Genomic DNA, 21,251 nt, shown 5'->3' with positions numbered 1-21,251 from the left:
GGGGACGGAAAAAGAATGCATGTTCTAGAAACTCAGGCAAAAGCGCCCGGCAAAGTGAATCTCTACCTCGCCGTGGGGAACCTCCGCGAGGACGGCTACCATCCGCTGGCCACGCTCTTTTCTTCGGTCAATATCTACGAAACCGTCACCGCCCGCGACGCTCAGGAGCAGGGAATTACCCTGAGCCTGAATATTGTGCCCGACTCCCTGGTTGATCAGCAGCACCGCGCCGGAGAATTTGACCCCGCCGAGGTGCCGTTGAACGAGAAGAATCTGGCGTATCGTGCAGCTGCTGCTATGGCGCAGGCGCACGGGCTCACCGTGAACGATCTCAACCTGCACCTGCATATTGATAAGGCCGTTCCCGTGGCCGGGGGCATGGCGGGCGGCTCGGCAGATGCCGCCGCCGCGCTTCTTGCGGTCGACCAGTATCTTTACGAGAAACGGCTGACTGAACGCACCCTCGGACTTGAAGAGCTGCTTGCCCTAGCTGCGCCGTTGGGGGCCGATGTGCCCTTCGTAGTGCGTGCCGCGTTCCCGCTGGGCGGGTTAGCCGTGGGGGAGGGGACCGGAACCGAGCTGCGCATTGTGGAGCTGCCTGAAGATATGATTCCGCTCGACATTGTGCTGGTCGCTGCCTCAGAGGGGCTTTCGACCCCGCAGGTATTTAGCGAGCTTGATGAGGGACGCACCGCCGAGCGTTACGCCGAAGCCGGTGAGTTGCAAGTTCCCTCCGGGCTGCTGCACGCGCTGACCCAAACAGAAACTCCCATTGCGCGCATCCACGAAATTGGCAGGCAGCTTCGCAACGATTTGCAGGGGCCAGCCGTGACTCTAGCCCCCGGCCTTGAAACTATTTTGACCATGGATAATGAGAGTATAGTTGAGGCGTTTGTCTCTGGCTCAGGGCCTACCGTGGCTATTCTCGTTGAGGACGCACCCGCAGCCGATGAGCTCGCCGCAGCACTTCGCCGCCGAGGCCGCCATGCTGTTGCTTCTCAAACCCCCGCGATGCTCTAACACTCGCTTTCAGGGGTATAAAACTCAGGTCGCAAAAGAGAGCCTTAAAAAGGCGAAAACCACGCTTTGTTCACTCATAGGGCTCTTTTTAGCACTCCTATAGGGCTTAAGCAACAGACAGAACACCCGCATACACACCATGAACCACTGATTTGCTTCGGGCGGGGAGCCACCCAGCCACCTATGAAGACTATGAGCGCACCGCAGAACTGGCTTGGCAGACGGGAATAACCTTTGCAGGGTGTCCTCCGTTCGGCGCTACCAATCACAAATCTGTCGAATCTTTGCGGCAAGCACTTGTGGACGCCAAGTGTTTGCTGGCTTTGAATACGTTGGTGAGCCGCTAATCGTGGACCTATCTGAAGATATGATTCCGCTTGACATTATGCTGGTCGCCGCCTCAGAGAGGCTCTTGATTCTGCAGTTTTTTGGTGAAATAGACGCGGGTCGTGCCGCCGGACATTACCCCGAATATGATACACTCATAGTGCCTTCGGGCTTACTACATACACTCACTCAAAATGAGGTTCCTATTGCACGTCTGCACGAGGTTGGTCGGCAGCTGCGTAATGAATTGCAAGCACCAGTTGTGACTCTGTCTCCAGATTTTCATATCCTGTTCGCAATGGATACTGAGAACATTGTTGAATATGGTCTCTGGCTCAGCGCCTACTGTAGCTATTCTTGTTGAGGGACGCGCCTGCGGCTGATGAGCCCACCGCAGTGCTTCGCTGCCGCAGACGTTTCGCTATAGCAACTCAGACCCCAGTGGAGATTGCCTAGGAGCTTCCCTATAGTACGGTAAGGATATAGGCCACCATGAAAATATTGTCAGTACTAGCAGAGCCGTTCACCCGGTACCAAGGGGATATCTATCTTACGGATAGGACATTGCAAAGCTTGGCGGAAACAACCAAACACATGGAGCTGTTAGTGACTTCTTCACAAGGTGTACAAGAATATGAAGGATCGATACTCCCTCATAATCTAGATAAGATAAATAACTATCTCCCAAGTAGCGATGTTTATTCTGAGTTAGCTACTCCTGAACTGATTAAGAAGGTCACCCCAGATATTATTAGTACTTTAGCCACTTCCCGAGTAAGATGGCTTGAAGAACAAAGCGTTCCTGTTGTCTATTCTGTAGAGAATACCTTAAAGACACGACTAGATATATATTACTCACAGTCAAACCTTAGTTTTTTGGATAAAGCGCGTATATATGTGGGTGAAATAAAACATGAGAAACGCTTTAAGCAAACTATCCGTAAAGCGGCGGGTATAGAAATTAATGGTGATGGCGCGTTTACGCACTATGGGCGTATTAACCCACATACGATTCGATACTATGACCATCGGATCTACCAGCATGACCTTGACAACGTACAGCTACCTAAGCACCCTAAAAATGGTTCAGTGCTCACTGTAGCGTTTTCGGGGCGTTGGATCGCTATTAAAGGAACCGATCTTTTCCTTGAGATCGCAGCACAGACATATGCTCTGAACCCTGATATCCAATTCGTTATTATGGGCGATGGTGAATACCGTAATTTGGTACAAGAATATCGGTACCCAAATCTGCAGAATTTAGGATTTGTAAAATTTGACCCTGAATGGAAAAAATATGTACGTGATTATGTAGATATAATGCTCTTGCCGCATCGCCAGAGTGACCCATCCTGCACATACTTTGAAAGCTTAGGGATGGGGGTTCCTGTTGCGGGCTTTTCCAATGATACTCTCACCCCTTTGGTGAAACAGGGAATGGGTTGGGAATTTTCACGTTTTGATGTATCCGCCGCTGCTCAGAAAATAGTTGAGCTAAACCGTGATTACGCCCTAGTTACCCAACGAGCTTTACGGGCACATAAATTTATGTCAGATAAAAGTTTTGAAAAAACTAGCCGTATGCGTGCGGAGCATATGATGAATGTGGTTCGAAGGTAAATATATTTTGTATGACAGATAGTTCATATGTGTAGGCGTCAGATCATGGCTATATAGAAGAATGAAGGTGACGAAAACGTTGCTGAACTTAATCCAAGGTACAAGGAGCGCTTTTGCCGGGCGCTACTTTTAGTGCCACTGCTCAGGGGGTCCATAGAGTCATTGAGAGTATTCATGGGTACCCTCCTTGGTCTAGCAAAAGGCTCTTGACGTGAATAAAACGTTGAAAGTTTACTTTTCACATCAAGGGCCTTTTTGGCAGGGGAGAGCAGGCTACCCAAGGAGTTCCGAGAGTTCCAGCCAGCGCATCTCTAGCTTGTCGATCTCATCCTGAAGCGCCTGCTGTTTTTGCCCTAGGTCGGCAAGCCCGGCATAATCGGCAGGGTCATGCATGCTCATCTGCTCGGAGAGCTTGCTCTGTTCCTCGCCCAATTTTCCGAGGCGACGCTCAATCGCGGCGGACTCCTTCTGTGCCGCGCGTGCCTGTGCCCCCGATACTTTCGGTGTGCTCTTGGGATCAGAGTTCGTTGATTCAGCCTGGCCATCGGAAACCGAAGAATCGTTCTTTTTAGTTGGGGTGGATGCACCGCCTGTAACACCGGCGGCAGAACCGCCCCGACCCGCTGCAGAAAGTGCCAAATACTCCTCCACCCCACCGGGCAGATGCCGGAACGACCCATCAATCACCGCATACTGCTGATCGGTTACACGCTCCATGAGGTAACGGTCGTGAGAAACCACCAGCAGGGTGCCGGGCCAGGTATCAAGCAGGTCTTCCATCGCCGCCAGCATATCGGTATCCAGGTCGTTTGAAGGCTCGTCCAGAATCAGCACATTCGGCTCGTCCAAGAGAATGAGCATGAGCTGTAGCCGTCGCTTCTGCCCGCCCGACAGATCTTTCACCGGGGTAGAAAGCTGTGCGCTTGTAAAACCCAGCCGTTCCAACATCTGCGAGGGCGACATCTCTTTGCCGTCGGCTATATAGCTGCGCTTCTTGCGGCCGATCACATCAGACACGCGGTCGTTCCCAACCTCTTTAAGCTCGTCCAGCTGCTGGGTGAGGGTGGCAACCTTGACGGTCTTACCGCGTTTCACGCGCCCCTCGGTCGGTTTCAAAGAGCCGGTGACCAGGGCGAGCAGGGTAGATTTTCCGGCACCGTTCACGCCCAAAATACCGGTGCGCTCACCCGGGGCAATCCGCCACGTTACGCGACGCAGCACCTCACGTTTACCATTGGGCAGCGAAGAATCCTCAAAGGTGACCGAGACGTTCTCAAGATCCACCACGTCCTTACCCAAACGGGAAACCGCCATCTGCTTGAGTTCCACGGTATTACGTACCGGCGGCACATCGGCAATCAGCGCATTCGCCGCATCAATACGGAACTTCGGCTTCGAGGTGCGCGCCGGGGCACCGCGACGCAGCCACGCCAACTCTTTACGCATCAGGTTCTGGCGCTTTGCCTCCGCGGCGGCCGCCTGCCGGTCACGCTCCACACGCTGCAGAACATAAGCCGCATACCCGCCCTCAAAAGGTTCCACGATATTATCGTGAACCTCCCAGGTGTCGGTACTGACTTCATCGAGAAACCAGCGGTCGTGAGTGACCACCAGCAGACCGCCCGCGTTCTTGCTCCAGCGGTTTTTCAGATGATGCGCAAGCCACGTAATCGCTTGCACATCCAGGTGGTTGGTGGGCTCATCCAGCATGAGCACATCCCATTCCTGTATCAGCAGAGCAGCCAGTGCCACGCGGCGACGCTGCCCGCCCGAGAGTGAAGAAACCGGCGCATCCCAGGGCAGATCAGACACCAAACCCGCAATAACATCACGAATACGCGGCTGCGAGGCCCACTCATACTTTGGAGTATCACCCACCAGAGCATAACCGACCGTGTGAGAATCGTTGAGGACATCGGACTGATCCAGGTACCCGATGCGCGTGCCACCGCGTGCTGTCACGCGCCCGGAGTCCGGCTCAAGACGCCCCGCCAGAATCTTCATGAGTGTGGATTTACCGTCACCGTTGCGACCCACAATGCCGATGCGGTCGCCCTCATTAATGCCGACGGTCACCCCCTCGAAAATAGTGCGGGTAGGGAACTGAAGGTGCAGCGCTTCGCCGCCAAGTAAATGTGCCACGTATCCAGGGTACCGCCACCAGCGGCTGAACGTATCCACCCCTGCATATAAGAGCACACGCCAGCCTGCTGTCTCTAGGACCGGTGGGGGCTAATATGCCCCGTGTTGGGATGCGACGAGTAAAGGTATTTTTGCTACACTTATGAGTGCCCCTGTCCCAGGCCGTAAACACGGTAATAGCGGGGGAAGATTCCGCCATGGTGTAATGGCAGCACACCGGCCTTTGGAGCCGTTTGTCTAGGTTCGAATCCTAGTGGCGGAGCGCAAAGCTAACACGCCGATTCAGTAGCGGCGCGTGGGCGGCAAACACCCCGTAAAGGAGTTAAATTAGGTGAACGCAGAGCTTGAGGGTTCCGAACATAAGGTACCGTCCGCGGTGATCGTCCTAGCAGCGGGTGCTGGTACCCGCATGAAATCCGCAACTCCCAAGGTGATGCACAGCATTGGTGGGCGCTCCATGGTGGAGCACGCCGTTGCTGCCGCCCGAGACCTCACCCCCGAACGTCTCGCTGTTGTGGTACGCCACCAGCGCGATAAAGTCGCTGAGCATGTACTTGCCTTCGACGAGCACGTCACCATCGTAGACCAAGACGACATCCCCGGAACCGGGCGGGCTGTTGAAGTGGGGCTGCTCGCACTCGATCAGCAGAGCCTTGTGGAAGGCACCGTGCTCGTCACCTACGGGGACGTGCCCTTGCTGCGGCCCGAAACCCTCCGCGAACTCATCACATTCCATGAAACCGACTCTAACGCCGTCACCGTACTCACCACCCACGTGGATGACCCCGGTGCCTATGGTCGTATTGTGCGCAACCAAGCTGGTGAGGTAACCTCCATCGTCGAAGCGAAAGACGCCACTGACGAAGAGCTCGCCATCGACGAAATTAACTCCGGTATTTACGCTTTCGACGCCACCGTGCTGCGTCAAGCCCTCGCGGAAGTAACCACCAATAACGCCCAAGGTGAGAAGTACATTACCGATGTGCTCGCTATTGCCCGTTCCAAAGGGTACCGCACCTCGGCGCTCGCTATTGAGGACCGCTGGGAAGTTGAAGGCGCTAACGACCGGGTACAGCTCGCTCAGCTGGGCCGGAAACTCAATACGCGCATCCTTGAAGCACATATGCGTAACGGGGTGAGCATCGTAGACCCGCAGAGCACCTGGATAGATGTGACCGTCACCCTTGAGAACGACGTGACCATCCTACCCGGGACCCAGCTGCACGGCGCCACTAACGTAGCCACCGGTGCGGTTATTGGCCCCGACACCACCCTCACCGACGTCACCGTGAAAGAAAACGCCACTGTCATTCGTGCGCACGGGCAGGGAGCCATAATTGGTACAGGAGCCACGGTAGGCCCGTTCGCATACCTACGCCCCGGCACCGTACTCGGCGAGGACTCGAAACTTGGCACGTTCTGTGAAGCGAAAAACTCCCAGATTGGTGACGGGGCGAAAGTACCGCACCTAACCTATGTGGGGGATGCAGAAATCGGCGACGGAGCGAACATCGGCGCCGGGTCTGTTTTCGCAAACTACAACGGGGTCACCAAGAACCGCACCGTTATTGGTGCGCACGCCCGTATGGGGTCCGGCGGTATCTACGTTGCCCCCGTGACCGTAGGCGATGGAGCCTACTCTGGTGCAGGCGCGCTTATCCGCAAGGACGTTCCAGCAGGTGCGCTCGCAATCTCTGAATTTTCCCAGCGCAATATCGAGGGCTGGGTGCTTAAAAACCGTGAGGGAACCGAACCGGCAGCGGCCGCGCAAGCCGCCAACGGGGCAGGGGATCACTGACAAGAAAGCGAAAAACCATGAGTCACGAGATTACCAATCCGGGTGTGCGTAAACTTGCGGTGGTTTCCGGGCGTGCGCATCCCAAACTCGCGGAAGAAATCGCCGCAGAGCTAGGACACCCGCTGCTACCAACCTCCGCGTACACATTTGCTAACGGCGAGACGTACGTGCGGTTTGAAGAGTCGGTGCGCGGTGCCGATGCCTTCGTCATCCAATCCCACCCGGCCCCCATTAACGAGTGGCTCATGGAGCAGATCATTATGATTGATGCGCTCAAACGCGCCTCAGCCCGCTCCGTTACCGTGGTGTCACCCTTCTACCCGTATGCTCGCCAGGACAAGAAGCACCGGGGGCGTGAGCCGATCTCGGCCCGCCTGATTGCTGACTTGTACAAGACCGCTGGTGCTGACCGCCTCATGTGTGTGGACCTGCATACCTCCCAGATTCAGGGGTTCTTCGACGGGCCGCTGGATCACCTGTTCGCCATTCCTGTGCTCGCTGAGTACATTAAGAGCCGCGTGGAAAACCCCGAGAATGTGACCGTTGTTTCCCCCGACACCGGTCGTGTTCGGGTAGCCGAGCACTGGGCCACCCTGCTCGGTGGCGCGCCGCTGGCATTCGTGCACAAAACCCGTGACATTAACGTGCCTAACCAGGCGGTCTCAAAGACCGTGGTGGGTGAGATTGAGGGGCGCTCCTGCGTACTGATTGACGACATGATCGACACCGGCGGAACCATCGCCGGGGCGGTCAATGTGCTTAAAGAAAAAGGCGCTAAAGAGGTCATTATCGCCGCGACCCACCCGGTATTCTCCGGACCCGCCGTTGAACGGCTATCTGGGTGCGGCGCATCCGAAGTGGTAGTCACGAACACCCTGCCCGTGCCGGACGATAAACGGTTTGAGAACCTCACCGTACTGTCCATCGCCCCGCTTGTGGCGCGAGCCATCCGTGAGGTTTTCGACGAAGGGTCAGTGACCAATATTTTCAACGACCACGCCTAAGATCCAGACTGTGAAAAAGCCGCTGGCCCTGAAAGATCGAGGCTAGCGGCTTTATCCACAAGGGACGTCCCGTGCACCACCGGAATAGGGGTGCACGGGACGTCCTTATTGCTGTATTAAAAGCTTTGGGTTACACGCGGGCCCGTACCAGCCACGGCAGAATCACCTGAAGCGACTGCTCCACCTCATCCACCGCAACGCGGCAGGCTGTGCGTCCCCGCCGGTACGGGTCAGCGATGCTGTCGGTATCGTGCGCCGCCTCAGTGTAGCCGTAAATAAACGAGATCGGCTCGGCACGGCGGCTGGCTTTCTCCCGAATACGCGCCACCTGCTTCATCAGGTGCACCTTCGTGTGGTACTGTGGCCATTCCCGCAGAATCCAGTCTGCATGATCCTGCTCAGCCACCAGCAGCAAGGTGGCCCGCTCAATCATGTCAGCGGTAAGCTGCTTGGCCCGGAATTGCGAAGGGTCATACCCGCGCCCTTCAAGTTCGTTGCCAATGTACTTATAAATAGGGGAGCCAGCCAGAGCTGCTGTCCCTGCACTGGTAAACACCCAGTTATCCTCCAGCCCGTACTGTGAAGCGAGAGACTGCGCGATCACTTCGGCGCTGGCGCTGCGTGCTACATTGCCGGTGCACACGAACACGGCCTCAAGAAGGCCAGCGCCCTGTGCCGGTGCCGAGACCCGGTTCTTCGCCTCACCCACGGACTCAGGGGATAAGCTGAACGACGCGGTGGTCACCTTACGGGGCTCCTGCTGGTTGGTGTCCTTCTCCTGAACGGGGGGCACCGGAGCAGCACCAGCAGGCTCAGACTCAGACTCAGCGGCGGTTTTGGTTTTTTCGGCTGCTGTTTTCTGCGCCGCTCGTTGAGCTTCCAGAGCCTCCCGAACGTGGATGGGGGCCAGCTCAACGGTTTCTTCTCCCGCGAGCATGTCGTGCTCACGCTCTTGTGATAGGAGCTGAGGCACTCCGGTTCGCTGCTGATGGGCTGCCGCAGGCTGAGCATGCGGGCCCGGGAAATCCTGCCGGGCAGCGGAACTGTCAGCGGTTTCTGCGGGGGTTTCGGGCACATCTAAACCGTAGACGCCACGCACCAGCGCCGGATCGGGTGTATCGGTATCGTCCTTCTGACCTGCGTCTCGATTATTGGGACTGGAGGTCGCAGATGCGGTGGGGGAGGGGACGCCGCGGGTGGGAGTGTCCAGGTTCTCCCCGGCTTCCTGAGGAACGTCCATCCCGTATACCACCCCCTGCACCAGGGTGACTTTTTCCGGGGTTTCCCCGTCTGAGGCTGTTGCGGGAGTCTCAGGCGCTTTGGCGGGTATCTGTGAGGTGTAATGATTAGTTGCCATCTCAGAAGTCATCACGTGCGGGGCCTGATGAGGTACAGCCTCCTGACCAGCGGCTTTGGCTTTAGACGCTGTACCGTCGGGAAGATCAGCAGAGTCGGTATCTGTTGGGGGAACATCCAACCCGTACGCGCTAGGCACCAGAACCACCCGCTTATCGGGTTCACCGTCTTCGGTGGATGGTTCGGAGGATACTATGGCGCCCAGTACGGGAACATCGCCACCAGTAGCCGGTGCCTGACGCTGGGAATCACCCTGAGCTTTCTGAGCATTATCCTTCGAAGAAGTCTTGCGCGGTGGCTGGGAGCCGTCTGAGCTATGGTGCTGATTCTTGGACGCAACATGGGCTGGGGTATCTGCAGGCTCATTCTGCGGGGCGGGGTCTTGGTCGGCGGCGGTGTTATGGTCAGCTGCGGTGGGTACGGGGGCGGTATCACCCGTAGGTTTAACGGTCACCACCTCAATGAGGTCGGTACCAGCGGCGGTGCTTTGCTCCAGCAGGGTCTGCACATCCTCCCCGACCCTTTTCTTCGGGTTCTTCGGAACCTGCGGAGGACGATCAGGCGACGTCTCCTGGTGGAAACTTGAATCACGGATCGCTGCCAGGCGCGACACGCCGCTTTTAATAGTTGGGTCCTGCTCGTTCGCCGAGGACTCTTGCCCCTGCCGCTTCTGGGTAGACTCAGTCGGCCCATTAGACAGATACCTGTCTTTGAGCGATTTAATGTTAAAAATTCCCATGTTTGAGCCTTCCTGACCTTCCCGCGCCGGAAGTAGTGACCTTTAAGCTGATGTGTCCATCCTTTATTCTACCCACTTTACAGGGTAAACCGTGATAGTTTCGCGTACACCTTTGATGAAGAGCAACCTCACGTTTACCGTCGAAGGGCAGGGGCAAGACTCAGATACCAGCCTCCGCCTGTAACGGGGGCCTGCGTGGTAGAATCTTACACTGTCTACTATCTGTAGTTACCCGGCGCGGTATCTGTTGCGCCGTATCTTGAAAGCACATTCATGAAAATCCTCTCAGCTCTACGAACTGAACTTGGGCAACTCAGTTACTCGTTTAAGGCCCGCATCTCGGCAGAATTCTGTGGAATGTTCGCTGCAGGAGCACCCCTTAGATGCCTTGACCGACCCCAGAACTACCTGAGGGGGGCGTCGTCATGAAAGAGGCCTACCATAAACTGAGAGTCTTCTTCCCCGGTAAGAAATTTAACCTACTAATCCTTAACGTGGTGGGTCTTTTTACAGTGTCTCTTTTCGAGATGCTGGGGGTAGCAGCAGTGCTGCCGATTGTGAACCTCGCTATGGGCGCCCCCATTGAGGGTTACCTGAAGCAAGTTGCAGAGCTTTTTGGTAATCCCGACCGCACCGCCCTCATCATTATCTTCGGTGTGGTACTTGTGCTGGCATTCATCCTTAAAGGAGCGTTCTCGCTCATTATTAAACGCTGGAGCCTGGGGTTTGTCGCAACACAGCAGAGTACCACTTCGGTTAATCTGCTGAACCGGTATATGCGTGAACCTTACCTCGCCCACCGCAAACGAGGAACTGCAAACATATTATCTTCTATTAATGATTATGCGCACCAAGCTTACGCCGCTTTTGTCAATGGGGTCATTAACTTCATTGGTGAACTGCTCTCTATAACAGTGCTTATGGTGATGCTTCTCGCCATTATGCCCATTCCTGCGCTACTCGCTTTTTCGTACTTTGGGCTGGTCGCATACGGTCTGCAGCATATACTTCGCAAGAAAAACCGAGAACAAGGCGCGATCGTGGTGGAAGCGACCCGAGGCGCAACCAATGCTACCCTAGACGCCGTCGATGGTTTCCGGGAAATTCGTATGCACAACGTCACCGACCGGTATCTGTATCGCTACCAGACCAAACGCATGGATGCGGTGAACGCTAGCATGCGCAGCACCTTTTTGCAGGACTTCCCCAAGTACTCCCTTGAAATTATTTTTATTATCGGTATTGCCGGGCTACTCGCTTTTATGAGTATTACTTCGGGTACCCAGAGCGCCCCTTACCTTCTTCTCTTCTGCGGAGCGTGTATCCGTATTCTACCCAGCTATGTTCGAATGGTCGCATCTTTGGGTAATGTTCGTGCTGGAGAGAAAGCCAGCAACGAACTTCTGCGGGAGATTTCTGAGCTGGATGAGCAAGGGCGTAAACTGCAGATGCCACCTGCTCCTGTGGCCCCTAAGAACCCCGAGTATATTAATAAGACTATTGCGCCTGTGCGCATCCAGCTGGAGGACCTCACCTTCAGCTACCCAGACAGCGACTCGCCGGTGCTAAAAAATATTAACCTGGATATCCCCATGGGCACCTCCGTGGCATTCGTGGGTGGCTCTGGTTCAGGGAAAACAACCCTCATAGACTTAATCCTGGGACTCTTCGCCCCGTCAAGAGGGCGGGTTTTGCGCAATGGTGAGCCGGTGCAGGAGGACCTGCCGGGGTGGTTCCAGAGTATCGGATATGTGCCGCAGGATGTTTTTATTGCGGACTCAACAGTTCTTGAGGCGGTCGCATTTGGTCTTGAACCACACGAGATTGATGAGGAACGGGTGCGTTACTGCCTAGAGATCGCGGAACTCACCGAAGTGGTGGAATCCCTAGATGAGGGGATTATGACCATGATCGGGCACAACGCGGTGCGGCTCTCAGGAGGACAGCGCCAGCGTTTAGGTATTGCCCGCGCCCTTTACCGCAACCCCAGCGTGCTTATTATGGATGAGGCAACCAGCGCCCTTGATAATGAGACCGAGCACAAGATCACCAAGGCGATTGAGAAGATCTCGAAAGATATTACGGTGATTATTGTGGCGCATCGCCTCTCAACTGTACGCCACGTGGACCAGCTGGTGTACCTGTCGCACGGTGAGATCGTAAGCTGCGGCACCTTTACCGAGGTGCAACAACAGAACGAAGAATTCGCGAACCTCGTGCGGCTGGGGCAACTGCCTGAATAATCCCAGGGAGCACTACAGGATTAGTTTAAATTACTACACACATACATATTGGGTATCTACCTCTCAGCACTCTCCAACCGGGGCGGTGTACGCCCCAGCAGAAAGCGGGTTTTCGTGTCTCGCACGATGAAAGTATCAGCTGTTATTCCCCACTACGGCGACCCTGCGCCCACGCTCACCCTCATTGAGGCTCTGCGCGCCCAGCAGGGTATTGCCCCAGATGAATTGGAGATTATCGTCTCAGATGATCAGTCTCCTGTGCCTTTCCCCGATACCAAGGGTGTGCGTGTGGTGCGCCGTGAAACTAATGGCGGGTTCGGCAGCGCCGTAAATTCTGGTGTTGCCGTGGCTACCGGGAAATGGTTGTTTATTCTCAATAGCGACCTGTCTATTACGGACACGTTCGTGGCCGATATGCTTTCACATATTGAGCACCGCACCCCGGCCCTGGCTAGCCCCCAGGTGGTGGGGCATGACGGTAAGCAACAGTGGGTTGCCCGTAAATTCCCCACCACCGCCCACATTGCCTGGGAGTGGTTCACGCCGCTGGCCCGGTTTAAACCCTCCAGCTGGTGGCACAGGGGAGTGGGGCATGATGTTGCCGCCTGCACGTCTCGAAACACTGTGGAAACCGACTGGGTGATAGGCGCCGCCATGGTGGTTCCCCGCGACATCTACAACCGGGTTGGCGGCATGGATGAACGCTTCTATATGAACAGCGAAGAGGTGGATTTCCAACGCCGGCTAGCTGAGGCCGGTGTGCCCCGCCTCCTCGTACCCCAGGTTCGGGTAGAGCATGAAGGCGGAGGCTCATCGCCCTCGGCACGCCGCCGCCAGTGGCTCACCACAGCACGGTTCACCTACGCCGATAAGTGGGGGGATAAAGCCACGCTCGGACGCACTCTTAAAGCCACCAGCTACGCTAACTTTCTGGTTAACACGGTTCGGGCTGCCCGGAATAAAGAGGTGAATGCGCAACGCACACTGCGTGAAGAGCTTGCATACGTCAAACGTGGCGAAAACGGCAAGAACTAGAAAGGAGCCACCCACTGTGAATATTGCGCGTGTGCTTACAGAAATAACACCATCAATACGCTGGCGAGCCGGTGCTATCACGTCACGGCTACTATACCGTCGAGCGTTTGCTGCGTTCGGCGAAGGAAGCGTTATTGTCTCCCCTTTAAAAATACTGGGTACCGAAAATATCAGGGTAGGAGACAATGTTGCTGTCTACGAAGGGGCTTGGCTGGCAGCCGAACAAGGGGGGCGCTTAACTATAGGGTCAAAAACCTATATTGGGCACAGAGCCCATCTACACGCTTTTGCTGATGTGACGATCGGTGACGAATGTGTCCTTGCCGATAATGTCCTGATTAACTCTGCCGCCCACGTCCCATTTGCTATTCAAGAGGTGCGCTCGGCAGGGACTATATCCATCGGGAATCGGGTATTTATCGGTCAGAATGTGAGCATCCTTGGGGGCGTAACTATTGGAGATGATGCAATAATCGGTGCCGGGGCTGTAGTTACTCGTAATGTGCCACCAGGATCGGTTGTTGCTGGTGTACCAGCGCGAGAACTGAGGTAAAAACACACCTTTAAGAGTTTCGCTATCTATGGTAGAAACTGCTCCTGTGAGCGACACCGACAGTTTTAATGTGCCCAAAAAGCGTATTGTTGTATAAACTTGAACTTAACACACTCGCTCTCATCCGGGCTTTGAAGCCCGCTCACGTCCATATCACGGTTTCCGTGTGGGCAGAAAGACACAAGTAATGAAAATCCTTATTACGGGTGGGGTAGGCTTCATCGGCCTTAAAACCGCTAAAAAGCTTGCCGCTACTGGGCATGAAGTTTACGCTCTCGACTGCCTCCTAGAGCAGGTACATCAAAATATCGAAGCTGAAAAAGCCGCATTCCCCGGCGAAATTTTTGTAGGTGATGTAGCAGATCCAGCCGCATGGCAGAACCTTCCACAGGCAGAGGCTATTATCCATCTAGCTGCCGAAACTGGTACCGCCCAATCTATGTACGAGTCGGAGAAACACCGGCGTGTTAATGTTGACGGAACCCGTCTCGCCGCAGAGCATTCCCTTGCTTGGGAGGCACCGCTTATCTACACCAGTTCACGTGCTGTTTATGGTGAAGGTTTTGCCGACCGGGGCACCCGTGAGGATGATGCCCACCGTCCGCTTTCGGTCTACGGCGAAACAAAGTCTGAAAGTGAACGTATTATCCGTGAAATATGCGGCGGCAAAATACCGGCGTCTATTCTGCGCCCGCAAAACGTGATCGGCCCGGGGCAAGCGCTCCACAATCCCTATACAGGCGTTCTCGCGGCGTTCCTGGCACGTTTACGCGAAGGTAAAAATCTGTCCGTCTACGGTGACGGTACCGCAACTCGTGACTTCGTACACGTTGAGGATGTTGCCGATTTCATTCTGTGGTGCCTGCATAACCCGCCTACACTTGAGGCCAGCCCACGCATCCTCAATGTTGGCTCCGGTCAACGTATTACCCTTGACGAACTTGCTCAATACTCCATCGATGCTGTCCCCGGCGGCTCTGAAGTTTTAATCGAACATGTGGATATTAAACGTGCTGGAGATATTGACCATGCACTTGCAGACATGAGCTTGGCATACTCTCTAGGAGCACCCGCCGCGAAATGGGGGCCCGGTGAGGCCATCGCTAATTTCATTCGGCAAAGCTGGGAAGCCCCCGGCGCCGATTCAAGCGCCTGGGACAGCGCCCTTAACGAACTCAAAGAACGGGGACTCGCCGAGTAACAATGAGTGCCCCCAAACTTCTTCTTGCTTCCCCAGCCTTTCACGGATACTGGAAAACCATCCAGGACTCTTTGGCACGCCTCGGCTATGAGGTGCGCACACATGTGTATGATGCGCCCGGAACTCTTATCGAACGGGTAAGTAACAAACTGTTGCATGATCTGCCAGAAAAGCTACGCCCTGCTTCTGTCGAAAACACGGTCACTGATAAGACCATCACAGCGTTCAAAGAGTTCAGACCTGACATTGTGCTCACCATTAAAGGGGATCAGCTTGGGTCCGCGTGGTGGCAACTGCTGGAAACCTCTGGTGTGCGCTACGGTACCTGGATGTACGATGAACTACGCCGTATGCGGTTTACTGATGAGCAGCTCCACGCCTTAGGGCCAATCGCAAGCTATAGTCCCGCAGACGTTCAAGACCTCACCTCACGAGGGTTTGAAGCTATTGATGTGCCGCTTGCTTATGATTCGCATCTAGACATTCGGCAGGACACGGTAGATGCCATTACCTTTGTAGGGGCGCGCTACGAAGGGCGTGAGAAAACCCTACGCGCCTTAGCGGCCGCAGGGTTACCTGTACGGGCCTATGGAAAGTCATGGTCACGCCACCCGTGGGATATCGTGCGTACTCGTGCTTTTTCCCACCCAGGTGTTAGCTCGGGCCCCGATCTTGATCGCGCCCATGCCTACGGGGTAATGGCATCTTCACCAGCTACCCTGAATATTCATGGGGATCAGGACGGCTTCACCATGCGTACTTTTGAAGCCCCTGGTGTGGGAGCATTACAGATTATCGACCGTCCCGACGTGTCACGCTACTATGAAGTCGGTAAAGAAGTTCTCGTATATGAGAGTGTTGAAGAGCTTATCGATATTTGCACCCGCGTTTTCCGCGACCCGCGGTGGGCGCACGCTATCCGCGAAGCCGGACACCGGCGCACCCTCGCCGAGCACACCTTCGATCAGCGCGTAAAAATTCTGGAGCAGCTATGGGCCTAAACTATCCGCTAGACATTGATGCCTGGTCGGCGTGGCAAAAGAAACAGGGGACTTTAAACTGGGCTAAAGTTGGAGCCGTTGGGTTCTTTGGAAGAAATCGCGGTAATACTCAGCAGGGCCCAGCCAGCGGGCGCCTATACGTTCGAGGCTCTGTGCCGCGCGTGTTGATTGTGCTTGACTCGTTCTCGCCCACCAGCTGCAGCGCCCTGCTGGAGCCCCTCAAATACCTGAGCATTATCGGGCTGGCCATCTGGTGCCCGAATACTAACGGCACACCGGCCGCACTCGCCGAATACTTAACGGATGAGTGGGAAGAGCGCAGCCTATCCGCCACCGAACTAACCAAAACCCTGCCTGGGGTGCGCATCGTACTTTCTGCAGGGCACTATTTGCCGTTGGGACGTGCCGCCTACCAGTATGCGCATACTGTTGGTGCAGAATACTGGGTGGTTCAGCACGGGCTGCTCGTGCCTGCCGCGCCGCCCCTGCCTGTGGGATGCACCCTGCTTGCGTTTAGCGACGAGGACGCCCAATTCTGGATGTCTGGACGTCGCGATGTGCGGCCCTTCACCGTCGGTTCCCAGCTGCTCTATAACGCAAACCAGAAAAGCCTTGGCGTACCCGTCGAGTCCTCCGGCGCCCCCATTTTCTTAGGGCAGATGCACGGGGCAGAGTTACCGCGCTCATCATACGTTAACGTCTCCTACAGATTCATTAAAAAACACAACGCCATCTACCGGCCGCACCCCAGCGAAACCGATAAGCTCTCAACCCTCACTCATGCGCTGTGGGAGCGCCAGGGCATCCCCATTGACCGTTCCGGGGTGCCCCTGAACGAGCTGCCCAATCCGGTGGTCTCGATCTTCTCAACCGGCGTGCTTGAAGCCGCGATCCGCGGTATTCCTGCCTGGGTGTACCACCCGAACCCGCCCGGCTGGCTTGAAGAATTCTGGAACCGCTACGGCATGGGCCGCTGGGGTGAAGACCGCACCCCCGCACCGCCGCAACCCGATATTGAGCCAGCTCGCCGCATTGCCGAGCTCATTATTGAACACAGTCTGGAGGCGTAATGCGTATTCTGTGCGTTATTCCCGTGCGCGGCGGATCCAAAGGCATACCACGTAAAAACCTGCGTGAGATTGCCGGAAAACCGCTGGTCGCGTGGACTATTCTGCAGGCGCTTGCCGCCCGTGACGAGCTGGCGGGGGAGCATGAGCTTCGGGTTGTGGTATCGACTGATGACCAAGAACTCGCCGCCATCGCCCGCCAATACGGTGCCGAGGTTCCGTTTATGCGCCCCGCACATCTTGCCGAAGACACCACCGCCACCGAACCGGTGATCGAGCACGCCATCGACTTCTACACAGGGGAGGGCTGGGCACCGGAGGCGGTCATACTGCTGCAGGCCACCAGCCCGGTGCGTCTGCCGGGCACTCTCGCGCGGGCGGTACGTCAGTTCGTTGAGAACGGCAAAGACTCAATGGTGGGGGTGATCCCCATGGGGCCGTTCGTGTGGAGATGGTACCCGGATGCTGAGCCCACCGCCGAATTTGAGGTGATGGCTCGCCCACGCAGGCAGGAGCTCACGAAAGAAACCTACCGTTACCGGGAGAACGGCTCCATGTATATCACTAAAACCCGTGTGTATACCGAGCATCACAACCGCTTGGCGGGGTATCCTGGAGGTAGCATTGATCTGTTTATTCTCGATGAGATTGAAGGCGTCGATATTGATGCCCCCATCGATTTCTCAGTTGCCGAGCATCAGCTGGCGCAGATTCTAGAATCTTAAAATCTAGCTCACTCAACTCACTCAAACACAACACATCGCAATTTAATAGGAACTACATACCGTGATTATCGAACGCAATATCGCGCCCTATGTGGTCTTCGCTGAAGACCCGATTCTGACTGCGCTTCACAAAATTTCTGCCAACGGTCAGCGCATTATCTTTCTCGTCAACGAATCCGGCATTTTGCGCGGTTCGCTCTCGGATGGGGACTTCAGACGCTGGCTGATTGCCAACCCCACCGCATCCCTAGAGACCAGCGCATTGGCGGCGGCGAATACGAATCCGCAGACCGCCCCCGCCGATAGCGACCCCGAATCTTTGCGCAGCTATTTCGCGCGCGGCATCGAGCATATTCCGCTCATTGACGAACGCGGCCACCTGGTGGCATTGGCAATGGACGAGCAGAACGTGCTGCGTATTGGAAAGCACACCATCAGCGAGGATGCGCCCGCCTTTATCATCGCCGAGATCGGCAATAACCACCAGGGGAGCGTGGACTTCGCGAAAGAGCTGGTGGACCTCGCGGTGGAATCCGGTGCGGACGCCGTGAAATTCCAGCTGCGCGATCTGGATGCGCTCTACCGCCAGCGCGGCGGCGCCACTGCGGGCGAAGACTTGGGCGTGCAGTACACCCTGGATCTGCTCTCCCGGTTCTCGCTGAGTGTTGAGCAGATGTACGAGGTATTCGACCATGTTAAGGAGCATGGTCTGGATATTTTGTGCACCCCCTGGGATGCGCCTTCCGTGCAGGCGCTCGTCGATTACGGTATTGCAGGTATGAAGATCGCTTCCGCAGACCTGACGAACCACGAACTGCTGCGCGATGTTGCATCACGCGGGCTGCCCATGCTGGTATCCACCGGTATGAGCCGCGAAGAAGAAATCCTGGACTCGGTGAACCTGCTGCGCAAGGCGGGCGCATCCTATGCCCTGCTGCAATGCCAATCCACCTACCCGGCACCCTTCAAAGACGTGAACCTGGCGTATATGGACCGTCTCGCCGAGATCGGCCAGTGCTTGGTTGGCTATTCCGGGCATGAACGCGGCTACCATGTGCCCGTGGCCGCTGTTGCGCGCGGTGCGAAGATTATCGAAAAGCATTTCACGACCGATAAAACCCTGGAAGGCAACGATCACACCGTGTCGCTGCTGCCCGAAGAGTTCACGGCGATGGTGCGGCAGATTCGTGACATTGAGGAATCCATCGGCACGGCCGCACCCCGCGAAGTCTCCACCGGTGAACTGATGAACCGCGTGAACCTAGCCAAATCACTGGTTGCGACCCGCAGCATAGCCAAAGGTGAGGTAATCACCGAGGCGGATGTGACCGTCAAGTCGCCCGGCCGCGGCCTGCAGCCAAACTACCTTCCGCAGCTGCTCGGGCGTACCGTCCAACGCGACGTTGAAGAAGGGTCGTTCTTTTTTGAGGGCGATCTGAAGGACGACCTCGTAACCCGCCGCGACTTCACCTTCGAACGCCCCTGGGGGTTGCCGGTGCGGTACCACGACTACAAACCTCTGATCGAAGAGGCAACACCGGATTTCCTCGAATTCCACTTCTCCTACAAAGACCTTGATATCAATATTGACGAGGTCTTTGAGAAGAAACTGCCTATGAGCTTCACGACCCACTTGCCCGACCTCTTCGCCGGGGACTTTCTGGTCGATCTGGCCTCCCGCGACCCCGAAGTCTGGGAACGCTCCATCGCTGAGGTGCAGCGCACCATCGACATCACCCGCGATCTGACCCGCTACTTCACGGTAGACGAAGACCCCGTTATGGTCGTCACGATGGGCGGCTTCACCAAAGATAAGCACATCCCGGCGAGCGCCCGTACCGCAAAGTACGAGCGCATCGGCGAAGCCCTGGGACGTCTAGATACCAGCGGAGTGCGCCTAGCGGCACAGACTCTGCCGCCCTACCCCTGGCTGATGGGCGGGCAGCAGTACCACAACCTCTTCCTTGACCCGCAGGACACCGCCGAATTCGCGCGCGCCTACGACAGCGCTCTCTGCCTGGACATTTCACACACCATGCTCGCATGCAACTTCCTCAAAATTCCGCTGTCGGAAGCGGTAGCACAGCTGGCACCGTACTCCATCCACCTGCATCTCGTCGATGGTATCGGCGTAGACGGCGAAGGTGTGCAGGTAGGCGAAGGGGATGTCGATTGGGCTGCGCTGGGCAAGCAGCTGCGCGAGCTGGCGCCGAAAGCGTCGTTCATCCCCGAAATCTGGCAGGGGCATATCAATAACGGCGAAGGCTTCTTCACCGCCCTAGACCGCCTCGAAAAGTGGTTGTAGGCCGGTTATGAAGAAGATAAGAACAATTCGGCGCACCCAAGAGCATAACGAAATACTTGATAATAGCTTTATCACCCCCGGACGGTTCCGCGAACTTGATGGGCTGCGCGGAATAGCAGCGTTAGCAGTAGTCATAGGACATTTTGGTGCGACTTTCAACCAGAACTATATACATTCTCCACAATCCCCATATTCTTTTCCGCTGGGGGAGATGGGGGTGCAACTTTTCTTTATTATATCGGGGTATGTTATTTTGCTAACTGCTATTAAAAGTGGATCGGCCCTGAAATTTATGATTTCTCGAGTAGCACGTCTATATCCTACATACTGGTTTGGAATTATAATTGCTACACTGGTGTATGTGCTATACGGTAACCCTGGGCGGCATATTACGCAGTTGCAGGTATTGTTGAATACCACCATGATGCAACGCTTTATTATGGTCGAAGATGTAGACAAGGTCTACTGGACTTTAGCTGTAGAGATGCAATTCTACCTTCTGGTAGCTACATATATTTTATTTCGTCGCGGGAAAATCTATCGGCGTGAAATCACTGTCGGTATTATTATCTGGAGTGTAATAGGCACCATATTATGTTTGGTTATTGGAATTCCGCATAATTCTCTCGATAAGATTGTATTATGGTCTGTGCTTGCTGAACATGCCCCGCTCTTCTGCTTGGGAATGGTTCTCTTTATGTATAGCCATGATCGTAGATTTACGTGGTTAATACCGTTACTGACTATTATGGCATCCATTAATACATATATTATGCGTGATATGTTACATGCTGTGACAATGCTGGGTATCTGTGTGATATTTTTTATTGTTGTGCACTGTCCCAAAGTGCCATTTTTAGCCCACGGGCCTATTCATTTTGTGGGAGTTATATCTTATCCATTGTATTTAGGTCATGCTATGTTGGGTTATATGATTATTAATATATTAAACCCATATTTAGGAGATTGGGGAGCTCGCGGTTTTACTATAATATTGGTAATTGTTTGGGCTTATATAGTTCATATCACAATTGAAACGAATGTTTCTGTAGCATTCCGCAAGTTGCTAACACGTGTTCTGGTAACTGGACGAAAGAAAAGCTGCGAATAGAGTA

At 55.2% G+C, this 21,251-nt stretch carries 16 protein-coding genes and 1 tRNA gene; 15 read left to right on the top strand and 2 right to left on the bottom strand.

All coding sequences use genetic code 11. The features are described from left to right. Nucleotides 1–15: 15 nt before the first annotated feature. The 3 genes from D8M23_RS05985 (at nucleotide 16) to D8M23_RS05975 (ending at nucleotide 2,967) form a co-directional block, all read left to right on the top strand. Complete coding sequence (locus D8M23_RS05985) at nucleotides 16–1,020, top strand: GHMP family kinase ATP-binding protein (RefSeq protein ID WP_126854073.1); 1,005 nt, start codon at nucleotides 16–18, stop codon at nucleotides 1,018–1,020. Nucleotides 1,021–1,330: 310 nt separating this feature from the next. Further along, the gene (locus D8M23_RS05980) at nucleotides 1,331–1,711 is read left to right on the top strand and encodes a hypothetical protein (RefSeq protein ID WP_126854072.1); all 381 of its coding nucleotides are present in this window, start codon (nucleotides 1,331–1,333) and stop codon (nucleotides 1,709–1,711) included. A 128-nt stretch (nucleotides 1,712–1,839) separates the two neighbouring features. Continuing rightward, nucleotides 1,840–2,967 (top strand): glycosyltransferase, encoded by a 1,128-nt coding sequence (locus tag D8M23_RS05975; protein ID WP_126854071.1) that lies wholly within the window; start codon nucleotides 1,840–1,842, stop codon nucleotides 2,965–2,967. A 273-nt stretch (nucleotides 2,968–3,240) separates the two neighbouring features. On the opposite strand, the gene D8M23_RS05970 is transcribed toward D8M23_RS05975, so the two are convergent. Then, entirely contained in the window at nucleotides 3,241–5,109 is a 1,869-nt protein-coding gene (locus D8M23_RS05970; RefSeq protein ID WP_126854070.1) for an ABC-F family ATP-binding cassette domain-containing protein, read from the bottom strand. Nucleotides 5,110–5,300: 191 nt separating this feature from the next. On the opposite strand from D8M23_RS05970, the gene D8M23_RS05965 reads away from it, so the two are divergent. The 3 genes from D8M23_RS05965 (at nucleotide 5,301) to D8M23_RS05955 (ending at nucleotide 7,911) form a co-directional block, all read left to right on the top strand. Beyond that, nucleotides 5,301–5,371, top strand: a tRNA-Gln gene (locus D8M23_RS05965). Between the two features lie 69 nt (nucleotides 5,372–5,440). After that, the gene (gene glmU, locus D8M23_RS05960) at nucleotides 5,441–6,907 is read left to right on the top strand and encodes a bifunctional UDP-N-acetylglucosamine diphosphorylase/glucosamine-1-phosphate N-acetyltransferase GlmU (protein WP_126854069.1); all 1,467 of its coding nucleotides are present in this window, start codon (nucleotides 5,441–5,443) and stop codon (nucleotides 6,905–6,907) included. 17 nt (nucleotides 6,908–6,924) lie between these two features. Next, nucleotides 6,925–7,911 (top strand): ribose-phosphate diphosphokinase, encoded by a 987-nt coding sequence (locus D8M23_RS05955; protein ID WP_006888263.1) that lies wholly within the window; start codon nucleotides 6,925–6,927, stop codon nucleotides 7,909–7,911. A gap of 130 nt (nucleotides 7,912–8,041) precedes the next feature. On the opposite strand, the gene D8M23_RS12115 is transcribed toward D8M23_RS05955, so the two are convergent. Then, nucleotides 8,042–10,006: an arsenate reductase/protein-tyrosine-phosphatase family protein gene (locus tag D8M23_RS12115; RefSeq protein ID WP_238693778.1), complete on the bottom strand. Its 1,965-nt coding sequence runs from the start codon at nucleotides 10,004–10,006 to the stop codon at nucleotides 8,042–8,044. Nucleotides 10,007–10,431: 425 nt separating this feature from the next. On the opposite strand from D8M23_RS12115, the gene D8M23_RS05945 reads away from it, so the two are divergent. The 9 genes from D8M23_RS05945 to D8M23_RS05905 all read left to right on the top strand — a co-directional run bounded on the left by D8M23_RS05945 (nucleotide 10,432) and on the right by D8M23_RS05905 (nucleotide 21,247). Continuing rightward, a complete protein-coding gene (locus D8M23_RS05945; protein ID WP_126854068.1) occupies nucleotides 10,432–12,249 on the top strand; it encodes an ABC transporter ATP-binding protein in 1,818 nt (605 codons plus the stop codon). A 114-nt stretch (nucleotides 12,250–12,363) separates the two neighbouring features. Then, nucleotides 12,364–13,284, top strand: coding sequence for a glycosyltransferase family 2 protein (locus D8M23_RS05940; RefSeq protein ID WP_126854067.1), 921 nt, complete (start codon nucleotides 12,364–12,366; stop codon nucleotides 13,282–13,284). Further along, on the top strand, nucleotides 13,220–13,837 hold the full coding sequence (locus D8M23_RS12365; RefSeq protein WP_390896164.1) for an acyltransferase: 618 nt from the start codon (nucleotides 13,220–13,222) through the stop codon (nucleotides 13,835–13,837). Before D8M23_RS05940 ends, D8M23_RS12365 begins: the two co-directional genes overlap by 65 nt. Nucleotides 13,838–14,024: 187 nt before the next feature. Then, entirely contained in the window at nucleotides 14,025–15,038 is a 1,014-nt protein-coding gene (locus D8M23_RS05930; protein ID WP_126854066.1) for an NAD-dependent epimerase/dehydratase family protein, read from the top strand. A 2-nt stretch (nucleotides 15,039–15,040) separates the two neighbouring features. Continuing rightward, a complete protein-coding gene (locus D8M23_RS05925) occupies nucleotides 15,041–16,039 on the top strand; it encodes a CgeB family protein (RefSeq protein WP_126854065.1) in 999 nt (332 codons plus the stop codon). Beyond that, nucleotides 16,030–17,109 (top strand): RNA-binding protein, encoded by a 1,080-nt coding sequence (locus tag D8M23_RS05920; RefSeq protein ID WP_126854064.1) that lies wholly within the window; start codon nucleotides 16,030–16,032, stop codon nucleotides 17,107–17,109. The genes D8M23_RS05925 and D8M23_RS05920 overlap by 10 nt, the downstream gene beginning before the upstream one ends. Then, entirely contained in the window at nucleotides 17,109–17,831 is a 723-nt protein-coding gene (locus tag D8M23_RS05915; RefSeq protein WP_126854063.1) for an acylneuraminate cytidylyltransferase family protein, read from the top strand. The genes D8M23_RS05920 and D8M23_RS05915 overlap by 1 nt, the downstream gene beginning before the upstream one ends. A gap of 61 nt (nucleotides 17,832–17,892) precedes the next feature. After that, complete coding sequence (locus tag D8M23_RS05910; protein ID WP_126854062.1) at nucleotides 17,893–20,136, top strand: N-acetylneuraminate synthase family protein; 2,244 nt, start codon at nucleotides 17,893–17,895, stop codon at nucleotides 20,134–20,136. A gap of 7 nt (nucleotides 20,137–20,143) precedes the next feature. Beyond that, on the top strand, nucleotides 20,144–21,247 hold the full coding sequence (locus D8M23_RS05905) for an acyltransferase family protein (RefSeq protein ID WP_126854061.1): 1,104 nt from the start codon (nucleotides 20,144–20,146) through the stop codon (nucleotides 21,245–21,247). Nucleotides 21,248–21,251 lie beyond the last annotated feature (4 nt).

The sequence above is a fragment of the Rothia sp. HSID18067 genome (genome assembly GCF_003989445.1).
Taxonomy (GTDB): Bacteria; Actinomycetota; Actinomycetes; order Actinomycetales; family Micrococcaceae; genus Rothia; species Rothia aeria.
This window is presented reverse-complemented; position numbering and strand designations above follow the sequence as displayed.